The sequence below is a fragment of the Aeromonas media genome (assembly GCF_020423125.1).
GTDB classification, from domain to species: Bacteria; Pseudomonadota; Gammaproteobacteria; order Enterobacterales; family Aeromonadaceae; genus Aeromonas; species Aeromonas media.
This window is the reverse complement of record NZ_CP075564.1, coordinates 201,153-218,851: the sequence shown is the minus strand read 5'-3', so window position 1 is coordinate 218,851 and position 17,699 is coordinate 201,153. Positions and strand designations below refer to the sequence as shown.

General features: G+C 63.8%; 14 protein-coding genes. 7 read left to right on the top strand and 7 right to left on the bottom strand.

The genetic code is table 11. The annotated features are described in order from the left end of the window. Positions 1-24: 24 nt before the first annotated feature. From gpsA to KI797_RS00970, 3 genes are read right to left on the bottom strand one after another with little or no spacing between them, the layout of a single operon-like run. Entirely contained in the window at positions 25-1,029 is a 1,005-nt protein-coding gene (gpsA, locus tag KI797_RS00980) for an NAD(P)H-dependent glycerol-3-phosphate dehydrogenase (RefSeq protein WP_025325374.1), read from the bottom strand. A 2-nt stretch (positions 1,030-1,031) separates the two neighbouring features. Continuing rightward, positions 1,032-1,502: a protein-export chaperone SecB gene (gene secB / locus KI797_RS00975; RefSeq protein WP_005328525.1), complete on the bottom strand. Its 471-nt coding sequence runs from the start codon at positions 1,500-1,502 to the stop codon at positions 1,032-1,034. Between the two features lie 47 nt (positions 1,503-1,549). Next, positions 1,550-1,981, bottom strand: coding sequence for a rhodanese-like domain-containing protein (locus tag KI797_RS00970; protein ID WP_005328526.1), 432 nt, complete (start codon positions 1,979-1,981; stop codon positions 1,550-1,552). Between the two features lie 336 nt (positions 1,982-2,317). Here KI797_RS00970 and gpmM point away from each other — a divergent pair, with 336 nt between their 5' ends. Beyond that, positions 2,318-3,847 carry a 2,3-bisphosphoglycerate-independent phosphoglycerate mutase gene (gpmM, locus tag KI797_RS00965; RefSeq protein ID WP_226171071.1) on the top strand — a complete coding sequence of 510 codons (1,530 nt, stop codon included), beginning with the start codon at positions 2,318-2,320 and terminating at the stop codon, positions 3,845-3,847. A 9-nt stretch (positions 3,848-3,856) separates the two neighbouring features. Then, positions 3,857-5,260, top strand: coding sequence for a peptidoglycan DD-metalloendopeptidase family protein (locus KI797_RS00960; RefSeq protein ID WP_226171069.1), 1,404 nt, complete (start codon positions 3,857-3,859; stop codon positions 5,258-5,260). Between the two features lie 181 nt (positions 5,261-5,441). On the opposite strand, the gene KI797_RS00955 is transcribed toward KI797_RS00960, so the two are convergent. Continuing rightward, complete coding sequence (locus KI797_RS00955; protein WP_226171066.1) at positions 5,442-6,092, bottom strand: Qnr family pentapeptide repeat protein; 651 nt, start codon at positions 6,090-6,092, stop codon at positions 5,442-5,444. Between the two features lie 89 nt (positions 6,093-6,181). On the opposite strand from KI797_RS00955, the gene KI797_RS00950 reads away from it, so the two are divergent. Next, positions 6,182-7,189: a substrate-binding domain-containing protein gene (locus KI797_RS00950; RefSeq protein WP_226171063.1), complete on the top strand. Its 1,008-nt coding sequence runs from the start codon at positions 6,182-6,184 to the stop codon at positions 7,187-7,189. A gap of 85 nt (positions 7,190-7,274) precedes the next feature. Here KI797_RS00950 and KI797_RS00945 read toward each other — a convergent pair whose 3' ends face one another. The 3 genes from KI797_RS00945 to KI797_RS00935 all read right to left on the bottom strand — a co-directional run bounded on the left by KI797_RS00945 (position 7,275) and on the right by KI797_RS00935 (position 10,293). Further along, positions 7,275-7,916 carry a bifunctional 4-hydroxy-2-oxoglutarate aldolase/2-dehydro-3-deoxy-phosphogluconate aldolase gene (locus KI797_RS00945; protein WP_043133215.1) on the bottom strand — a complete coding sequence of 214 codons (642 nt, stop codon included), beginning with the start codon at positions 7,914-7,916 and terminating at the stop codon, positions 7,275-7,277. A 9-nt stretch (positions 7,917-7,925) separates the two neighbouring features. Then, complete coding sequence (gene edd / locus KI797_RS00940) at positions 7,926-9,722, bottom strand: phosphogluconate dehydratase (RefSeq protein ID WP_226171060.1); 1,797 nt, start codon at positions 9,720-9,722, stop codon at positions 7,926-7,928. Positions 9,723-9,783: 61 nt separating this feature from the next. Continuing rightward, on the bottom strand, positions 9,784-10,293 hold the full coding sequence (locus tag KI797_RS00935) for a gluconokinase (RefSeq protein ID WP_226171058.1): 510 nt from the start codon (positions 10,291-10,293) through the stop codon (positions 9,784-9,786). A gap of 164 nt (positions 10,294-10,457) precedes the next feature. On the opposite strand from KI797_RS00935, the gene KI797_RS00930 reads away from it, so the two are divergent. From KI797_RS00930 to KI797_RS00915, 4 genes are all read left to right on the top strand, one after another. Then, positions 10,458-11,819 (top strand): GntP family permease, encoded by a 1,362-nt coding sequence (locus KI797_RS00930; RefSeq protein ID WP_226171055.1) that lies wholly within the window; start codon positions 10,458-10,460, stop codon positions 11,817-11,819. 152 nt (positions 11,820-11,971) lie between these two features. Next, positions 11,972-13,321: a CDP-diacylglycerol--serine O-phosphatidyltransferase gene (pssA, locus tag KI797_RS00925; protein ID WP_161506781.1), complete on the top strand. Its 1,350-nt coding sequence runs from the start codon at positions 11,972-11,974 to the stop codon at positions 13,319-13,321. 177 nt (positions 13,322-13,498) lie between these two features. Further along, positions 13,499-15,568, top strand: coding sequence for an ATP-dependent DNA helicase RecG (gene recG / locus KI797_RS00920; RefSeq protein WP_226171052.1), 2,070 nt, complete (start codon positions 13,499-13,501; stop codon positions 15,566-15,568). Positions 15,569-15,599: 31 nt separating this feature from the next. After that, positions 15,600-17,666: an AsmA-like C-terminal region-containing protein gene (locus KI797_RS00915; protein WP_226171049.1), complete on the top strand. Its 2,067-nt coding sequence runs from the start codon at positions 15,600-15,602 to the stop codon at positions 17,664-17,666. The last annotated feature ends 33 nt before the right edge of the window (positions 17,667-17,699 follow it).

Below are 17,699 nucleotides of genomic sequence, written 5' to 3'. Positions count from 1 at the left end.
CTTTTGCATTCTGCGGCGGGCTGATCACTCGTCCTTCTTGTCTCGCGACAGCAGGGCGATGGCCGCCTCTTTCGGGTTCTTGCCTTCGTACAGCACCTTGAAGATCTGCTCGCAGATGGGCATCTCGACGCCACAACGGGCCGCCAGCAGATGCACCTCCTTGGTGTTGCGATAACCTTCCACCACCTGACCGATCTCGGTCATGGCGGTTTCCACCGACTTGCCGGCCCCAAGGGCCAGACCGAAGCGACGGTTGCGCGACTGGTTGTCGGTGCAGGTCAGCACCAGATCCCCGAGCCCGGCCATCCCCATGAAGGTCTTGGCATCCGCACCCAGTGCGGCGCCGAGGCGTTGCATCTCCACCAGGCCCCGGGTGATGAGCGCGGTTCTGGCGTTGGCACCAAAGCCCAGCCCGTCGGAGAGACCGGCACCGATGGCGATGACGTTCTTGACCGCCCCGCCCAGCTGCAGACCGATGAAGTCCGGATTGGTATAAACCCGGAACGAGCGGCCGCAGTGCAGCAGTTGCGAGAGATCATCGGCAAAGTCGTCGTGGGTCGACGCAACCGAGATGGCGGTCGGCAGGCCGGCGGCCAGCTCCCTCGCGAAGGTCGGACCCGAGATCACCGCCAGCGGGATAGTCTCCCCCAGCACGTCACGGGCCACGTCCTGCAACAGGCGGCCGCTGTCCGGCTCCAACCCCTTGGTGGCCCAGGCGATACGGGTATCGGGGCGCAGGAAGGGTTTGACCCGGGCCAGCACCTGACCGAACACATGGCTCGGCACCACCAGCAGCAGCACGGGTGCAGCCTGCACCGCCGCTTGCAGATCCGCAGTCAGCTGCAGATCGGCGGGAAAAGGAACATCAGGCAGAAACGCCTTGTTGCAGCGATCTTGTTCCAGCTCGGCGACATGGGCGGGATCGTGACCCCACAGCAGGGTCGGATGGCCGTTGCGCGCCAGAGAAATGGCAAGGGCGGAGCCATAAGACCCCGCCCCCAAGACCGAGATTGCGATCTGGTCGGCCATTATCAGGCTTCCGCAGTCGCCTGCTGGGCCTGAACCTGTGCCATGTGCTGGGCAAACAGGGCGTCGAAGTTGACCGGTGCCAGGTTCAGCTGCGGGAAGGAACCCTTGCTCACCAGGTTGGCCACGGCTTCGCGGGCATAGGGGAACAGAATGTTCGGGCAGAAGGCGGCCAGGCAGTGTGCCAGCTGCGGCTCCGGCAGGTTGCCGATGGTGAAGATACCAGCCTGCTGCACTTCACACAGGAAGGCAGTTTCGGTTTCCAGCTTGCAGGTCACGGTCAGGGTCAGCACGACCTCGTACACGCCGTCAGCCAGGACATTGGTCTTGGTGTCCATGTCCAGCTTGACGTCCGGCTGCCACTCTTTCTGGAAGATGTGCGGAGTATTGGGGGCTTCGAAGGAGACATCCTTGGTGTAGACACGCTGGATGTGGAATTCCGGTTGCACTTCCTGATTGTTGATTTCGTCAGCCATTTCGTTTGATTCCTTTTTAAGAAAATAGGTGGGCGCAGGCCCTTAAATCAGCGTTTTTTGGTCACCGGCAGATTATCTGCACGCCATTGGGCCATGCCACCGCTGAGCACATATACCTGTTTGAAACCGGCCTTGCTCAGTTGGCGACCCGCGCCACCAGCGGTCATCCCCGACTCGCACACCACTATGATGGGGGCATCTTTGTGCTTTTCAACCGGGCCCAGATTGTTCGCCTGGATCTGGGTGAGGGGCAGGTGATGGGCACCGGCCAGATGACCCTTGGCAAACTCATCCTGACTGCGAATGTCCACCACGATGGCATTTTCACGGTTGATCAGCAGGGTGGCGCCGTGATTGTTCACCGCCTTCACCGGAGAAAAACGAGCACGCACAGTGGTATACACCAGGGTGCCTGCCAGGCCGAACCAGGCTGCTGCCAGCAGCGGGTTGCGGGCCGCAAAATCCAAATACTCTTGCATCTTCTACTATCCAGGGACCAAGACAAGGGCCCGAGTATACATGGGGCCCTTGATAAGATCAGCCATCTTGGCGGCAAAGCGAGAGCAAGCTCCCATCAGGGATGGCCCGTCCCAAAACCGGCTTGGGGAAGGGCTGCCACCCGCTTCGGGAGAGAGACGCCAGGGGGAGAACCCTGCACAAAGACAAGCCGGCAACATGCCGAAAACAGTGGGATAACAGGTAAAAACAGAGGTGGAAGAGGGACTTGGCTATCAGGTGACTATTTCGGCAGATGTAGTAATATTACGCTAGTTTCACTTCCCGCAATTCATTCCTATCCGAGAGGACATAGTCTTATGTCAACAGCTAAGAAACCTTTGGTTCTGGTCATCATGGACGGTTGGGGCTACAGCACCAAGCAAGAGCACAACGCCGTTGCCGCCGCCAAGACCCCGAATCTGGATCGCCTGGCCCGTGACTACACCAGCACCCTGATCTCCGGCTCCGGCCTGGACGTGGGTCTGCCGGACGGCCAGATGGGCAACTCCGAAGTGGGCCACGTCAACATCGGCGCCGGTCGCATCGTCTACCAGGAGCTGACCCGCATCTCCAAAGACATTCAGGACGGCGACTTCTTCCAGAACGTCGAGCTGGGCAAGGCTGTTGACACCGCCGTGACCAAAGGCAAGGCCGTGCACATCATGGGCCTGATGTCCCCGGGTGGCGTACACAGCCACGAAGAGCACATCATGGGCATGATCGAAATGGCCGCCAAGCGTGGCGCCGAGAAGATCTACTTCCACGCCTTCCTGGATGGCCGTGACGTACCGCCGCGCTCCGCCCAGTCCTCCATCGAGCTGTTCGACGCCCTGTTCGCCCGTCTGGGCAAGGGTCGTTTCGCCTCCATGATCGGCCGTTACTTCGCCATGGACCGTGACAATCGTTGGGATCGCGTGCAGCAAGCCTATGACCTGATGACCCAGGGCAAGGGCGAGTTCACCGCCGACAGCGCCAGCGAAGCCCTGGCCAATGCCTACGCCCGCGACGAGAACGACGAGTTCGTCAAGGCCACCCGCATCGGTGACGCCGCCCCGATGGAAGACGGCGATGCGCTGATCTTCATGAACTTCCGTGCCGACCGTGCCCGCGAGATCACCCGCGCCTTCGTCGACAGCGACTTCACCGGCTTCGCCCGTGCCGCCACCCCGGCCCTGAACTTCGTGATGCTGACCGAGTACGCGGCCGACATCAAGACTGCCTGCGCCTACCCGCCCACTGCCCTGCTGAACACCCTGGGTGAATGGCTCGCCAAGCAGGGCAAGACCCAGCTGCGCATCTCCGAGACCGAGAAGTACGCCCACGTCACCTTCTTCTTCAACGGTGGCGAAGAGTCCTGCTTCACCGGCGAAGATCGCGAGATCGTCGCCAGCCCGAAAGTGGCCACCTACGACCTGCAGCCGGAGATGAGCTCCGAAGAGCTGACCGACAAGCTGGTCGGCGCCATCAAGAGCGGCAAGTACGACGTCATCATCTGCAACTACCCGAACGGCGACATGGTTGGCCACACCGGTGTGTTCGATGCGGCCGTCAAGGCTTGCGAAGCTGTTGACCACTGCATCGGTCGCGTCACCGAGGCCCTGGCCGAAGTCGGTGGCGAGTGCCTGATCACCGCCGACCACGGTAACGCCGAGAAGATGCTGGACGAAGAGACTGGTCAGGCGCACACCGCCCACACCAATCTACCGGTTCCCCTCATCTATTTCGGTCGCAAGGCCGAGGTGCAGGAAGGCGGCAAACTGTCCGATCTGGCCCCGACCATGTTGACTCTGATGGGTCTGCCTGTCCCGCCGGAAATGACTGGCAAGCCCCTGATGATTCTGAAATAATCCTGCCCCATGCGGGGATGCGAAGTTATTTCACAGAAAACCAGTCGCGTCGGCCTGTTGGCCGGCGCGCTGTTTTTTTGCCTGATCGGCGGCGCCGGCACGGCCCAGGCTGCGAACCAGCAGCTGGGGGCCATGCAGTCCGAGATCAAGGAACAGCAGAAGACCCTCAAGCTCAGCAAGCAAGAGCTTGCCAAGCTCAACACCCAGCTCAAGGCTGACGAGCAGGCCATCTCGGCCGCCGCCGCCAAGCTGGATCAGACCAGACTGCAACTGAAGCAGAACCAGCAGAAGCTGGCCGAGCTGCAGCAGGACAAACTGGCGCTGGAACAACAAGCGAAACACCAGAAACAGTTGCTGGCCAAGCAGGCGGAAAGCGCCTTCCAGGCGGGCAACCACGACTACCTCAAGCTGCTGCTGAACCAGCAGGACCCGGCCAAGCTGAGCCGCTCTCTCGATTACTACGACTACCTCAACAAGGCCCGCATCGAGGCCATAGACGCCCTGCGCGCCACCCGCAACAAGCTGGCGAAAAACCAGCTGGCCACCAAAGAGACCGAGACTAGGCTGCAGACCCTGCTGAGTGAACAGCAGCAGCATCACCAGAGCCTGCTGGCCAGCCAGCAGAGCCGTGCCAAGGTGCGCAACCAGTTGCAGCGGTCGGTGCAAAACGACGAACAGAAGCTCACCAAGCTGGTCAAGGCAGAGAAGGCCCTGAAGGCGCGGCTGGAAGAGCTGCGCCGTCAGCGGGAAGAGCAAGAACGCCGCGAGCGCGCCGAGCGGGAGCGCCTCGCCAAGATCAAGGCCGAGCAGGAGCGCCAACGCCGCCTGGAGGCGCAGCGACTGGCCGCCGAGCAGAAGCGGATTGCCGAGCAACAACGGATCGCGGCACAGCAGCGACAGGCCGGCGAACAGCAAAGGCTCGCCGCCGAACAACAGAGAGTCACCGAACAGCAGAACCGGGTGGCGAAGCAACAAGCCGCCGCACGCAGCAGCAGCACCAAGGCAAGTGGCAGCTACAACGGCCTCAGCACCAACGGCAGCCTGCGCTGGCCGGTACAGGGCCCCATCCTCATCTCCTACGGCTCGCCGCGCACCGCCGAGCTCAAGTGGAAGGGCACCCTGATAGGCGCAAGCGAGGGAACCCAGGTCAAGGCAGTCGCCCCTGGCCAGGTGGTCTATGCGGACTGGCTCGACGGCTTCGGCATGCTGCTGGTGATCGATCACGGCCGCGGCTACATGAGCCTCTACGGTCACAACCAGTCGCTGCTGCGTCAGGTGGGCCAGAGCGTGGAACAGGGCGAACCCGTGGCCCTGGTCGGCGACAGCGGCGGTCAGGACAGACCCGGTCTCTACTTCGAGATCCGTTACCAGGGCGAGGCCATCAACCCGACCAAGTGGCTGGCCAGACGCTGAGCCAGCCCCCTCATCCCCAGCCCTTCTCCCGTGAGGGGAGAAGGGTGCAAAAGTCGGCAACATCGCTTCGTTTACCACTTCACCTAACAGAAAGCCTGCATCTCGCAGGCTTTTTGCTTTACAGGGGAAGAGCAACGCCGCCCACCCCCGTTGATGAAAACTTACCTCTTTTCCACCCCGCTCAGGGGAAGACCACCAGCCCGATCTGCTCCAGCAGCCCCTGCTGCTGCTCTTCATTGATCTGCACGCCATCCAGGTTGACCCGGCGCAGATCCAGCCCGGGCAGGTCGCACTGGCGCAGATCGCAGCCCTGCAGGTTGAAGCTGGTCCAGTCGATCTGACCAAACTCGGAGCCGCTCAGATCGGATCCCGCCAATGAGGCCCCCAGCAGGCTGGCCCCCTGCCAGCGGTTGCCGCCGAGCGCGCACCTCTCCAGCAGGCAGCCGTCGAAGTTGGCGTAGCTGAAGTTGTTGCCGGTCAGATGGGCCTCGCAGAAGTAGCTCTTGACGGTGATCTGGTTGGCAAAGCTGGCGTGGGCGAAGTTGATGCCCATGGCCTGGCAGTCGCGCATCTCCAGCCCCAGGCACTGGCTGCGACTAAAGTCAGCCAGGGTGAGGTCACAGCGCAGGAAGCTCGCCTCCCGCAAATCGCAGCCCTGCAACTGGCAGCCGAGCTCGCGCTCCCGCTCATAGAAGCTGCAGTCGACGAAGCGGCTCTCCCCCAGATCCAGCCAGGAGAAATTGCAGCCGACGAAGCGGCACTCCGAGAACGATTGCCCCTCCACCTCCTGCTGCTCGAACCTTTTCCCCTCGAAGCACTTGCCCTTGATCATCCCCAGCCTCTCCTGTGATGGCGTCATATGCTGACTTTTTTGCGCAAAAACGGTAATGTTACCTGTAACATTCTTTGCCGGATCCCGAGATGAACGACACCCGCAAGCGCCGCCCCACACTGCAGGACATCGCCGACCTGACCGGGGTCACCAAGATGACCGTCAGCCGCTACCTGCGTGACCCGTCCGCCGTGGCCGAAGGCACCCGTGAGCGAATCGCCGCGGCGGTGGAGGAACTCGGCTACATCCCGAACCGGGCACCGGACATGCTCTCCAATGCCACCAGCAAGGCGATCGGCATCCTGATCCCCTCCCTCTCCAACCAGGTCTTCTCGGCGGTGATCCACGGCATAGAGGCGGTGACCCGGCCCGCCGGCTACCAGACTCTTCTGGCCCACTATGGCTACAGCCCTGAGCGGGAAGAGGAGCAGGTCGCCTCCCTGCTCTCCTACAACGTGGATGGCCTCATCCTCTCCGACACCCAGCACACGGATCGCACCCGCAAGATGATCGCCACCGCTGGCATTCCCGTGGTAGAGACCATGGATCTGCCGCTCTCCCCCATCGACATGGTGGTCGGCATGGATCACCGGGCCGCCGCCCGGGCCATGGTAACAGAGATGCTGCGCCGGGGACGGCGCAAGGTGGTCTATCTGGGGGCGCGCCTCGACGTGCGTACCCAGCTGAGGATGGAGGGCTACTACCAGGCGATGGCGGACTTCGGCCTGAATGGCCAGCACCTGCTGACCGAGCAGTCCTCCAGCTTCACCCTGGGGGGCCAACTGCTGGAGCAGGCCATGGCCCGCTATCCCGATCTGGACGGCCTGTTCTGCACCAACGACGACGTGGCGGTCGGTGCCCTGCTGCAGTGCCAGGCCAAGTGGATACCCGTACCCCAGCAGATCGCCATTGCCGGCTGCAACGCCCTCGACATCGGCCACGCCATGACCCCCAAGCTCGCCAGTATCAGCACTCCGCGCGAGGCCATCGGCCGCGAGGCGGCCGCCATGCTGCTGGCCCGGCTCAATGGGCAACCCCAGCCAGAAACCTGCAAGGATATTGGCTTCTCCCTCTATGTTGGGGAGAGTCTGGGATAATCCCCTCCCTCACAGACTAGAGTCACGCCGATAGCAAACAGGCCACCCAAGGGTGGCCTGTTTGGTTTTTCTGCACAACTGATGCTTAGCGTTTAACCATTTCAACCGCTTCGCGGGAGAGACGGGTCACCTCGTCCCAGTTGCCGCTCTTGACCGCATCGGCGGGCAGCATCCAGGAGCCGCCGACCGTGGCCACGCATTTCAGCGCCAGGTAGTCGGCGACGTTCTTCGGGCCTATGCCGCCGGTGGGGCAGAACCGTACCTGGGGCAGGGGGGCGGCGATGGCGGAGAGCGCCTTGGTGCCGCCGTTCGCCTCGGCCGGGAAGAATTTGAGGTGGTCGTAACCCGCTTCCAGCGCCTGCATCACCTCGGACGGAGTGGCCACCCCCGGGATCAGCGGCGCCGTGCTCCTGGCCGCATGGGCCAGCAGGGCCGGGGTCATACCCGGGGAGATGACGAAGCGGGCACCGGCGGCAACGGCGGCGTCAAACTGCGCGCAGTTGAGCACGGTACCGGCACCGACCATGGCATCCGGCATCGCCTTGGCGATCAGAGCGATGGCCTCGAGGGCCACCGGGGTGCGCAAGGTGATCTCGAACACAGAGATGCCGCCGGCCAGCAGCGCCTTGGCCATCGGCAGGGCCTGCTCCAGGTCGTTGATGACCATCACGGGCACCAGGGGGGAGGCGGCAAACACCTCGGCAGGGGTCACTTTCCAGTTCTGCATAGCTCTTCCTCAGTCAAAGATGGTGGCGCCGCACTCGGCGCTCGATACCGCGCGACGCATCACGCTGAACAGTTCACGGCCCCACCCCTCTTGTTCCAGGGTGAGGTCGATCTCGGCCTGGGTACGGCCGCTCAAATCGGTCAGACAGTCGAGGCGACCACTGTCGGCGTCCACCCGCAGCAGATCGCCATCCTGCAACAGGCCTATGGCCCCGCCATGCAGCGCTTCCGGGGTGACATGGATGGCGGCCGGGATCTTGCCGGAGGCGCCGGAGAGACGGCCATCGGTGACCAGGGCCACCTTGTGGCCCGCCTTCTGCAGGTTGCCGAGCACCGGCATCAGCTTGTGCAGTTCCGGCATGCCGTTGGCGGCCGGGCCGTTGTGGCGCACGACGATGACGGCGTCCTGATTGAGATCCCCGGCCTTGTAGGCCGCCTCCACCGCGTGCTGGGAGGAGAAGACCCGGGCCGGCGCTTCAATCACCCGGTATTCGGGGGCGACCGCCGAGACCTTGACCACGGCGCGGCCCAGGTTGCCACTGAGCAGCTTGGTGCCACCTGTGGCCTGAAACACGCTGCCAGCGACGGACAACACGCTCGGATCCGTGCTCTCCCCCACCGGCTGCCACACCAGCTTGCCCTCCACCAGCGCGGGGCGGCTCAGGTAATCCTGCATCTCGCCAAACACCGGGGTGGCATTCAGGTGGATCAGGTCCGCCTCCGCCAGACGGCGCATCAGGCCGGGCACGGCCCCCGCCTGCTCGAAGGCGTTCACGTCAGCCGGGCCGTTCGGGTACATGCGCACCAGCAGCGGCACCACGTCGGAGAGATCGCTCAAGTCGTCCCAGGTCAGCTCCAGGCCGGCGGCGCGGGCCAGCGCCACCATGTGGATGCTGTGGTTGGTGCTGCCACCGGAGGCGAGCAGGGCCACCAGGCCGTTGACCAGGGCGCGCTCGTCCAGCACCTGGCTCAGGGGGCGGTAGGCCGGGGAGCCCGGGATCATGGCGCTGATGCGGCGGGCCGCCTCCTCGGTGAGGGCGTGGCGCAGCTCGCTGTGGGGGTGGACGAAGGCGGAGCCCGGCAGCATCAGCCCCATGGCCTCGAACACCAGCTGGTTGGTGTTGGCGGTGCCGTAGAAGGTGCAGGTGCCGGCCGAATGGTAGGCGCCGCACTCCATCTTGAGCAGGGCATCGCGGCCCACTTCGCCGGCGGCGTACTGCTGGCGCACCTTGACCTTCTCGTCGTTGCCTATGCCGCTCGCCATGGGGCCAGCGGGCACGAAGGCGGTGGGCAGGTGAGCGTGGGAGAGGGCCCCCATGATCTGGCCCGGGGCTATCTTGTCACAGATGCCGAGCAGCAGAGTGGCGTCGAAGGTGTTGTGGGAGAGGGAGACGGCGGTGGCCTGGGCGATGAGATCCCGGGAGAACAGGGACATGTCCATCCCCGGCTGGCCCTGGGTCACGCCGTCGCACATGGCGGGCACGCCGCCGGCGACCTGGGCGCTGTGGCCGAGTCCGGCCAGCGCCCCCTTGATGATGTCCGGGTAGCCCTGATAGGGCTGATGGGCGCTCAGCATGTCGTTGTAGGCGGTGACGATGGCCACGTTGGCGCGGGTCATGTCGAGGATGCGCCCCTTGTCATCACAGCTGGAAGCGGCCACGGCGTGGGCCAGGTTGCCGCAGGAGAGGGAGGCGCGGGTCTTGCCCTGCTCGGCCTGGCGCTGGATGCGGGCCAGGAAGGCCTGGCGGCGAGCGACACTGCGCTCGCGGATGCGGTTGGTCACTTCGGTGATCACGGGATGGGTCATAGGATTGTCTCCAACACGGAAATACGGACGCGATCGACCGGGGCCGGGCGCGCGAAATGGCTCATTGCACCTGTGCCAGGGCGGTGACAGCGCGGTCGACCACCTGCTCGAAGGTGCCATCTATGTCGACGCGAAACACACCGGCCTCACCATCCGGCCGCTCCAGGGTCTCAAACTGACTTTTTACCATGCCTTCCCGCATGAAGTGACCCTGGCGTGCCCGCATCCGGTCGAGAATGAGGGACTGGCTGCCGTCCAGAAACAGGAAGTGCACCGATTCGTTGCCCTCGCGGATCTGGTCGCGGTACTGCTTCTTGAGGGCAGAGCAGACGATGACGCCAAGCTCGTTCTTCTGCTCCAGGCTGTAGGCCGCATCGCGGATCCGCTCCAGCCAGGGCGCCCTGTCTTCGTCGTTGAGAGGGTTGCCGCCCGCCATCTTCTGGATGTTGGCGCGGGGATGCAGATCATCACCGTCGATGAACTTGGCGCCCAGGGCGCTGGCCACCTTGAGGCCTATGCTGGACTTACCACTGCCACACACACCCATCACGATAATGCTCTTGCCCGTCATTATTTGACCTCTCTCTCACTTTTCAAAAAACGTTTGTCTGATGGGTTCTAAGTTATCACGTTACCGGTAACATGTTACCGGTAACGTTGTGCAATGTGAAGTGGAGCACAGAAATGTGCAGAACAACTACTAGAACCATTTGAGGACATTTTATGGACGGAGCGATGAACACACCCGATGTCGCCTACCTGCTCTCGGTAGCCGCTGGCGCTATCGTCATGCTGCTGGTGCTGATCATGCGATTCAAGGTACATGCCTTCGTGGCATTGACCCTGGTCAGCATGCTGACGGCCCTGGCCACCGGGGTCACCTATGACCAGGTGATCCCCACCATGCTGACCGGTTTTGGCGGCACCCTGGCCTCGGTCGCGCTGTTGGTCGGCCTCGGGGCCATGATAGGCAGGATCCTGGAGATGACGGGGGGCGCCAAGGTGCTTGCCGACACCCTGATCAACCGCTTTGGCTCCCACCGAGCACCCTTCGCGCTGGGGGTCGCCTCCCTGCTGTTCGGCTTCCCGATCTTCTTCGATGCCGGCCTCATCGTCATGCTGCCCATCATCTTCAGCGTGGCCAAGCAGTTCGGCGGCTCAGTCCTCAAATATGCCCTGCCCTCCGCCGGTGCGTTCGCGGTGATGCACGCCTTCCTGCCACCGCACCCGGGCCCGGTGGCCGCCAGCGAACTGCTGGGTGCCAACATAGGGCTGCTCACCATAGTGGGTCTGCTGGTCGCGCTGCCGACCTGGTATCTGGGTGCCTATCTGTTCGGGCTCTGGTCCGGCAAGAAGTTTGAGCTGCCCCTGCCCCCGAGTTTCACCGAGACCGCCGAGCGACTCTCCGACAAGGCGCCGAGCTTCGGCCAGGTGATCTCCATCCTGCTGCTGCCGCTGGTACTCATCTTCATGGATACCGGCCTCAACACCCTGGGCGTCATGGGTGTCATCGACAAGGGTGCGGACTGGGTCAACGTGCTGCGCATGGTCGGCAAGACCCCGGTGGCCCTGCTCATCACTGTGCTCTATGCCCTCTGGCTGTTCCGTCAGACCCAGGGCAAGGTGCAGCTCGAGAAGTTCTGCAACGACGCGCTGGCCCCGGTCTGCGCCGTCATCCTGGTGACGGGTGCCGGTGGCATGTTCGGCGGCGTGCTGCGTGCCAGCGGCATCGGCACGGCCCTGGCTGACGTGCTCTCCGACACCGGCATGCCGGTGATCCTGGCCGCCTTCCTGGTTTCCACCGCGCTGCGGGTGGCCCAGGGGTCTGCCACTGTAGCCCTGACCACCACGGCCGCCCTGATGGCGCCGACGGTCGCGGCCACGGCCGGGCTGAGCGATCTGGACCTGACCTTCATCGTCATCGCCATCGCCGGTGGGGCAACCGTGCTCTCCCACTTCAACGACTCCGGCTTCTGGCTGGTCAGCCGCTTCCTCAACATGGACGAGAAGACCACCCTCAAGACCTGGACCGTGATGGAGACACTGCTCGGTACCATCGCCTTCCTCATCGTTGCCATGGCAAGCATCGTCTTCTAAACCCACCATATCGGGGCCGCATCTGCCGGCCCCGATATGGCGTTGCATCGACTTTTTACGGATTCTTGCTTGGGCCCGTCGCCACAGATTGCTAGAATTGCCTATTCATCGCCCCGAGTGGAACGCTTCATCCCGTGATTTCAGGCTTCTCTATGCATTCATCGGCACATTATCGACAGTTGCTGGCACGTTTACCCCAGATCGCGGTTGCCGCAGATCAGTTCCAGGTACTCAACAGCGCCAAGGATTTCAAGAGCCGTATTCTCTCGCTCATCGCGGGCGCGACCCAGCGTATCTATCTGATCGCCCTCTACCTGCAAGATGACGAGGCGGGACGGGAAATCCTCTCCGCCCTCTACGCCGCCAAGCAGCGCAACCCCGCCCTCGACATCAAGGTCTTCGTCGACTTCCACCGTGCCCAGCGCGGTCTGATCGGCAAGGGCAAACAGGGGGGCAACCACCTGATGTATCAGGCCATGGCCGCCCGCCATGAACACCAGATAGAGATCTACGGCGTGCCGGTCAAAGGCCGCGAGCTGCTCGGCGTCCTGCACCTCAAGGGCTTCATCTTCGACGACATCCTGCTCTACTCAGGTGCCAGCCTCAACGACATCTATCTGCACCAGCAGGAGCGCTATCGCTTCGATCGCTATCACCAGATCCACAGCCAGGCCCTGACCCGCAGCATGGTCAACTACGTGGATGACGTCTTCCTCAAGAGCGAGGCCGTGCAGCGGCTGGATCGCCCTGGTATCCCGGGCGCCAAGCAGCTCAAGGGGCAGATCCGCCGCTTCAAGCACAACCTGCGCACCAGCCAGTACCGATTCGAGAGCATACCGGCCAACAGCCAGGAGATCGCCATCACCCCCATGGTGGGCCTGGGCAAGCGCGGCAACCAGCTCAACCGGATGATCCGCAACCTGGTGCGGGCCACCGAGCGGGAGATCTTCATCTGCACCCCTTACTTCAACCCCCCCAAGGAGTTGAACAAGGACGTGGAAGCGCTGCTCAAGCGCGGCTGCAAGGTGACCATAGTGGTGGGCGACAAGACTGCCAACGACTTCTTCATCCCGCCGGAGGAGAAATTCTCCACCATAGGCGGCCTGCCCTATCTCTACGAGACCAATCTGCGTAAGTTTGCCGAGCGCAACCAGCACCACATCGACAGCGGCCGTCTCAATCTGATGCTCTGGTGCTGTGACAAGAACTCCTATCACCTCAAGGGGATCTTCGTGGACGAGGAGTGGGCCCTGCTCACCGGCAACAACCTCAATCCCCGCGCCTGGGCGCTGGATCTGGAGAACGGCCTGCTGGTGCACGACCATCACCACCACCTGCGCACGCGCTTCCAGGAGGAGCGCGACTGCATCCTGGCCCATACCCGTCGCATCAGCCACTTCGATCAGATCGAGCAGATCAAGGATTACCCCGAGCAGGTACGCAAGCTGCTGGCCAGGATCCACAGGGTCAGGGCCCATATTCTGCTCAAGCGGATCATCTAAGCCCTGTCCGCCTCCCCTGTCTGCCCCTCCAAAGGCCTCCCGTGTTCGGCAGGCCTTTGTCGTATGCGCCCTCTCGCCCCGCCCGGGGAGCCCCTGCCGCTGCAACGCGGCTTGCATCGAGGCAGCAACAACCCCTATCATCTGGACATATTTACAGTGTTTTCGGGCATCTAATTGATGAAATTGGATAAAATTCCTCTCGATAGCCTCAAGGGTGTCGGCAGCAAGATGCTGGAGAAGCTCGAGCGGCTGGGGCTGGCCACGGTACAGGATCTGCTGTTCCACCTCCCCCTGCGCTACGAGGACCGCACCCAGGTGTGGCCCATCGGCGATCTGCCCCCCGGGCTGCACGGCGCCGTCGAGGGCGAAATCCAGGACACCCAGCTGGTCATGGGGCGCCGCCGCATGCTGGTGTGCCGCATCAGCGACGGCACCGGCAGCCTGACCCTGCGTTTCTTCAATTTCACCGCCGCCCAGAAAAACAGCCTGGCCCAGGGCCGCCTGATCCGCTGCTTCGGCGAGGCCCGTCCCGGCAAGTACGGACTGGAGATGGCCCACCCCGAGTACAAGCTGCTCGGCGAGGAGCAGGCCGGCCAGACCGAAGAGGCGCTCACCCCCGTCTACCCGACCACCGAAGGCTTGCGCCAGCTCAGCCTGCGCAGCCTCACGGATCAGGCGCTGGCCCAGCTCGACCTCTATGGCGTCGAGGAGTTGCTGCCCGCCGGCCTCTACCCCCAGCAGATCGATCTGGCCGCCGCCCTGAAGCTGCTGCACCGCCCGCCCCCCTCGGTGGCGCTGGCCCTGCTGGAGAGCGGTCAGCATCCGGCTCAACAGCGACTGGTGCTGGAAGAGCTACTGGCCCACAACCTCTCCGTCCTCAAGGTGCGCGCCCAGGCGCAGACCCAGCTGGCCCGCACCCTCAAGCCGGCCCCGGCTCTGGTGGAAAAGCTGCTAAGCGCCCTGCCCTTCACCCCAACCGGCGCCCAGAACCGGGTGGTGGCGGAGATAAGCCAGGATCTGCAACGCAGCCATCCCATGATGCGGCTGGTGCAGGGGGACGTGGGCTCAGGCAAGACCCTGGTGGCGGCCTTGGCGGCCCTGCAAGCCATAGGCAACGGCTGCCAGGTGGGGCTGATGGCGCCGACCGAACTCTTGGCCGAACAACACGCCATCAACTTCGCCCACTGGCTGGAACCCCTCGGCATCAAGGTGGGCTGGCTGGCGGGCAAGCAGAAGGGCAAGGCGCGGGAGGAGGCGCTGGCCGCCATTGCCGACGGCAGCGTCAAGATGGTGGTGGGCACCCACGCCATCTTCCAGGAGCAGGTGGTGTTCCAGCGCCTGGCCCTGGTGATCATCGACGAACAACACAGATTCGGGGTGCACCAGCGCCTCGCCCTGCGGGAGAAGGGGGAGCGGGAGGGGGTGCATCCCCATCAGCTCATCATGACCGCCACCCCTATTCCTCGTACCCTGGCGATGACCGCCTATGCGGATCTCGATACCTCCGTCATCGATGAACTCCCCCCCGGTCGTACCCCCATCACCACGGTCGCCCTGCCCGACAGCCGCCGTCAGGATGTGATCGAGCGGGTCAAACTCGCCTGCGAGGAGGGCAAGCAGACCTACTGGGTCTGCACCCTGATCGAGGAGTCCGAGGTGCTGGAGTGCCAGGCCGCCGAAGACACGGCCGCCGAGCTGCAAGCCAGGCTGCCCGGCCTGCACATAGGCCTGGTCCATGGCCGGATGCGCCCGGTCGAGAAGCAGAGGGTGATGGAGGAGTTCAAGGCGGGCATATTGCAACTGCTGGTCGCCACCACCGTCATCGAGGTGGGGGTGGACGTGCCCAATGCCAGTCTGATGATCATCGAGAACCCGGAGCGGCTGGGGCTGGCCCAGTTGCACCAGTTGCGCGGCCGGGTCGGCCGGGGGTCTGTGGCCTCCCACTGCGTGCTGCTCTACCATGCCCCCCTCTCCAAGACGGCCCAGAGCCGGCTCGGGGTGCTGCGGGAGACCAACGACGGCTTCCTGATCGCCCAGCGCGATCTCGAGCTGCGCGGCCCGGGGGAACTGCTCGGCACCCGCCAGACCGGGTTGGCGGATCTCAAGATCGCCGATCTGGTGCGGGATCAGCCGCTTATTCCCCAGGTGCAGAAGATGGCACGCTTCCTCATGGACCGTCATCCCAACCATGTCGAACCGCTGATCCGCCGCTGGCTCGGCCTGCGGGATCACTACTCAAACGCCTGACAACACACCCCAAAACAGGAGGAAAGCATCCATGAATTCCTGGCTACGCGCCCTGCTCTATCTGTTTGCCTTCCTGCTGCTATTCGTCTGGGTCGGCCTCGGTCTGTTCGACGCCGAACGGGCCAAGGGCCCCATCGCCGGCTGGATCAGCCAGCAGACCGGCGTGCCTGTCACCATAGGCCGGCTGGTGTTCAACCCGCTTCACCCCTACACCCTGCTGGCGGAGCAGGTGCAATACGGGGATGCGGTGCAGCTGGAGAAGATCTATCTGGAGATAGACAACATCGACTGGCTGAACCGGGACGTGCGCATCGCCCACCTGGATCTCATCCGCCCCGTCATCAAGCTGCCGCTGCCGAACCAGCTGCCGACCCTGCCGGTGCACTCCCTCACCATCAGCGACAGCACCATAGACAACCTGAGCCTGTACAGCGAGGCCCTGAACCTGCGCGGCCTGAGCGCCACCCTGAGCGACTGGGAGCTGATCGATCCGAAACGCCAGCCCCAGGCCAACCTGACCCTGGGCATCAACCAGCTGGAGACGCCGCAGCTCACCCTGGCCCGCCTCAGCCTCAAGGGGCGACTGGAGGGGCAGGTGCTGAGCACGGACAAGCTGACCACCAACCTGTTCGAGGGTCTGCTGGAAACCGGCATGGTGCTGAACTGGCCAGAGCGCAGCCTGCAACTGCACGATCTGAAGGCCCGTGGCATGCGGGTAGAGCTCGGCGATCTCCCACAGGGTGAGTTTCCCCTGCGCCGCATCACCCTGGACCGGGGCCAGCTCGATCGGATCAGCGTCAATGCCATAGAGCAGGAGCTCTCCATCAACAACTTCAGCGGTCAGCTCACCGCCTTCGACTGGCAGGCCGGCAACCAGCCAAGCGGCTATCTCTCCGGCACCCTGGCGGATCTCGGCCGCGGCCTGTTCCAGCTGGAAGCCATCGAGGGCAAGCTCGCCTTCTCCCCCCGGCAGATCGATGCCGAGCTGCAGGGCAAGGCATACGAAGGGGAGTTCAATGTCGAGTTTGCCCTCGACACCCAATTGCAAAAGCTGACCCTCAAGGACATGGCCCTGAGCGGCATGGACATCAGCCTGCCGGAAGGATGGTGGCAGGAGTGGCAGGGCTGGCGCCCCCAGCAGATCGACGTGCGCAAGCTGGCCTTCGACAAGCTCAAGGTGCTCTCCTTCGACGATGCACTGCCCCTCTCCCTGACTGGCTGGCAGCTCTATCTGAGCGATCTCAGCCTGCGAGGCACCCAGCCGGGCCCGCTGCTCGGCCGTACCCGCATCGAGAGCAAGTGGTTCGAGCTGGTGTGGGACGGCTTGAGTGCCCGCAACGGCGTGCTGGACGGGGAGCTGACCCCCAGCACCTGGCAGCTCAACAGGCTAAGCAGCGAGCTGCCGGATGAGGGCTCCCTCAGCCTCAGCGGCCAATGGGGCAAGGTGCCCGGGCAGGAGAGCCGCCTGCAACTGCAGGGCAAGCAGCTGGATCTGGAGAAGTGGGGCGAACTGCTCCATGCCCCCGTCTCGCTGGCGGGCAAGGTGGATCTGGAGACGGATCTGCAGGCCGATCTGGCCCCCCAGCCGGAGCAGACTCCCGGCAACTGGCGCCGCACCCTGCAGGGCAGCCTGAGCCTGGAGGCCAGGGATCCCTTCTGGGACAAGGTCGGGATAGACCCGCTGCTGGACAACTGGTTCAAGGAGGCGACCCCGCCCACCCTGACTCCCGAGACCCTGTGGCAGGCGATGCAGCAGGGGGATACCCCCTTCTACCACATCAGGCTGAAGGCCAGGGCTGAGCAGGGCAAGCTGCAGATCGAGCAGGGCGGGGCTTCCACCATCACCCACCTGCTCGGGTTGCAGGGCGGGATCGATCTGGCCAGCGACCAGTGGCAGCTGGATCTCGGCGTGCTGAACAAGCGGCGCTGCGCCGAGCTGCTGGCGCGATGGCGAGGCCCCCTTGAGAGCCCGGCCCTTGAATGGCGATTCCCGACCCAAGAGGCATACTGCGACTGGGAGGCGGGCGTACGCTACCCGGCCCAGGGACGCAGCGGCCCGCTTTGGCGTCCACCACAGCCCAAGCCGGCAGCGCAATAACGAACAAGGCCTCATCATGAGGCCTTGTTGCTA

What these genes read in the sequence shown, in the direction of transcription:
- gpsA (WP_025325374.1), bottom strand. Translation starts at nt 1,029, where the DNA reads ATGGCCGACCAGATCGCAATCTCGGTCTTGGGGGCGGGGTCTTATGGC.
- secB (WP_005328525.1), bottom strand. Translation starts at nt 1,502, where the DNA reads ATGGCTGACGAAATCAACAATCAGGAAGTGCAACCGGAATTCCACATC.
- KI797_RS00970 (WP_005328526.1), bottom strand. Translation starts at nt 1,981, where the DNA reads ATGCAAGAGTATTTGGATTTTGCGGCCCGCAACCCGCTGCTGGCAGCA.
- gpmM (WP_226171071.1), top strand. Translation starts at nt 2,318, where the DNA reads ATGTCAACAGCTAAGAAACCTTTGGTTCTGGTCATCATGGACGGTTGG.
- KI797_RS00960 (WP_226171069.1), top strand. Translation starts at nt 3,857, where the DNA reads ATGCGGGGATGCGAAGTTATTTCACAGAAAACCAGTCGCGTCGGCCTG.
- KI797_RS00955 (WP_226171066.1), bottom strand. Translation starts at nt 6,092, where the DNA reads ATGATCAAGGGCAAGTGCTTCGAGGGGAAAAGGTTCGAGCAGCAGGAG.
- KI797_RS00950 (WP_226171063.1), top strand. Translation starts at nt 6,182, where the DNA reads ATGAACGACACCCGCAAGCGCCGCCCCACACTGCAGGACATCGCCGAC.
- KI797_RS00945 (WP_043133215.1), bottom strand. Translation starts at nt 7,916, where the DNA reads ATGCAGAACTGGAAAGTGACCCCTGCCGAGGTGTTTGCCGCCTCCCCC.
- edd (WP_226171060.1), bottom strand. Translation starts at nt 9,722, where the DNA reads ATGACCCATCCCGTGATCACCGAAGTGACCAACCGCATCCGCGAGCGC.
- KI797_RS00935 (WP_226171058.1), bottom strand. Translation starts at nt 10,293, where the DNA reads ATGACGGGCAAGAGCATTATCGTGATGGGTGTGTGTGGCAGTGGTAAG.
- KI797_RS00930 (WP_226171055.1), top strand. Translation starts at nt 10,458, where the DNA reads ATGAACACACCCGATGTCGCCTACCTGCTCTCGGTAGCCGCTGGCGCT.
- pssA (WP_161506781.1), top strand. Translation starts at nt 11,972, where the DNA reads ATGCATTCATCGGCACATTATCGACAGTTGCTGGCACGTTTACCCCAG.
- recG (WP_226171052.1), top strand. Translation starts at nt 13,499, where the DNA reads ATGAAATTGGATAAAATTCCTCTCGATAGCCTCAAGGGTGTCGGCAGC.
- KI797_RS00915 (WP_226171049.1), top strand. Translation starts at nt 15,600, where the DNA reads ATGAATTCCTGGCTACGCGCCCTGCTCTATCTGTTTGCCTTCCTGCTG.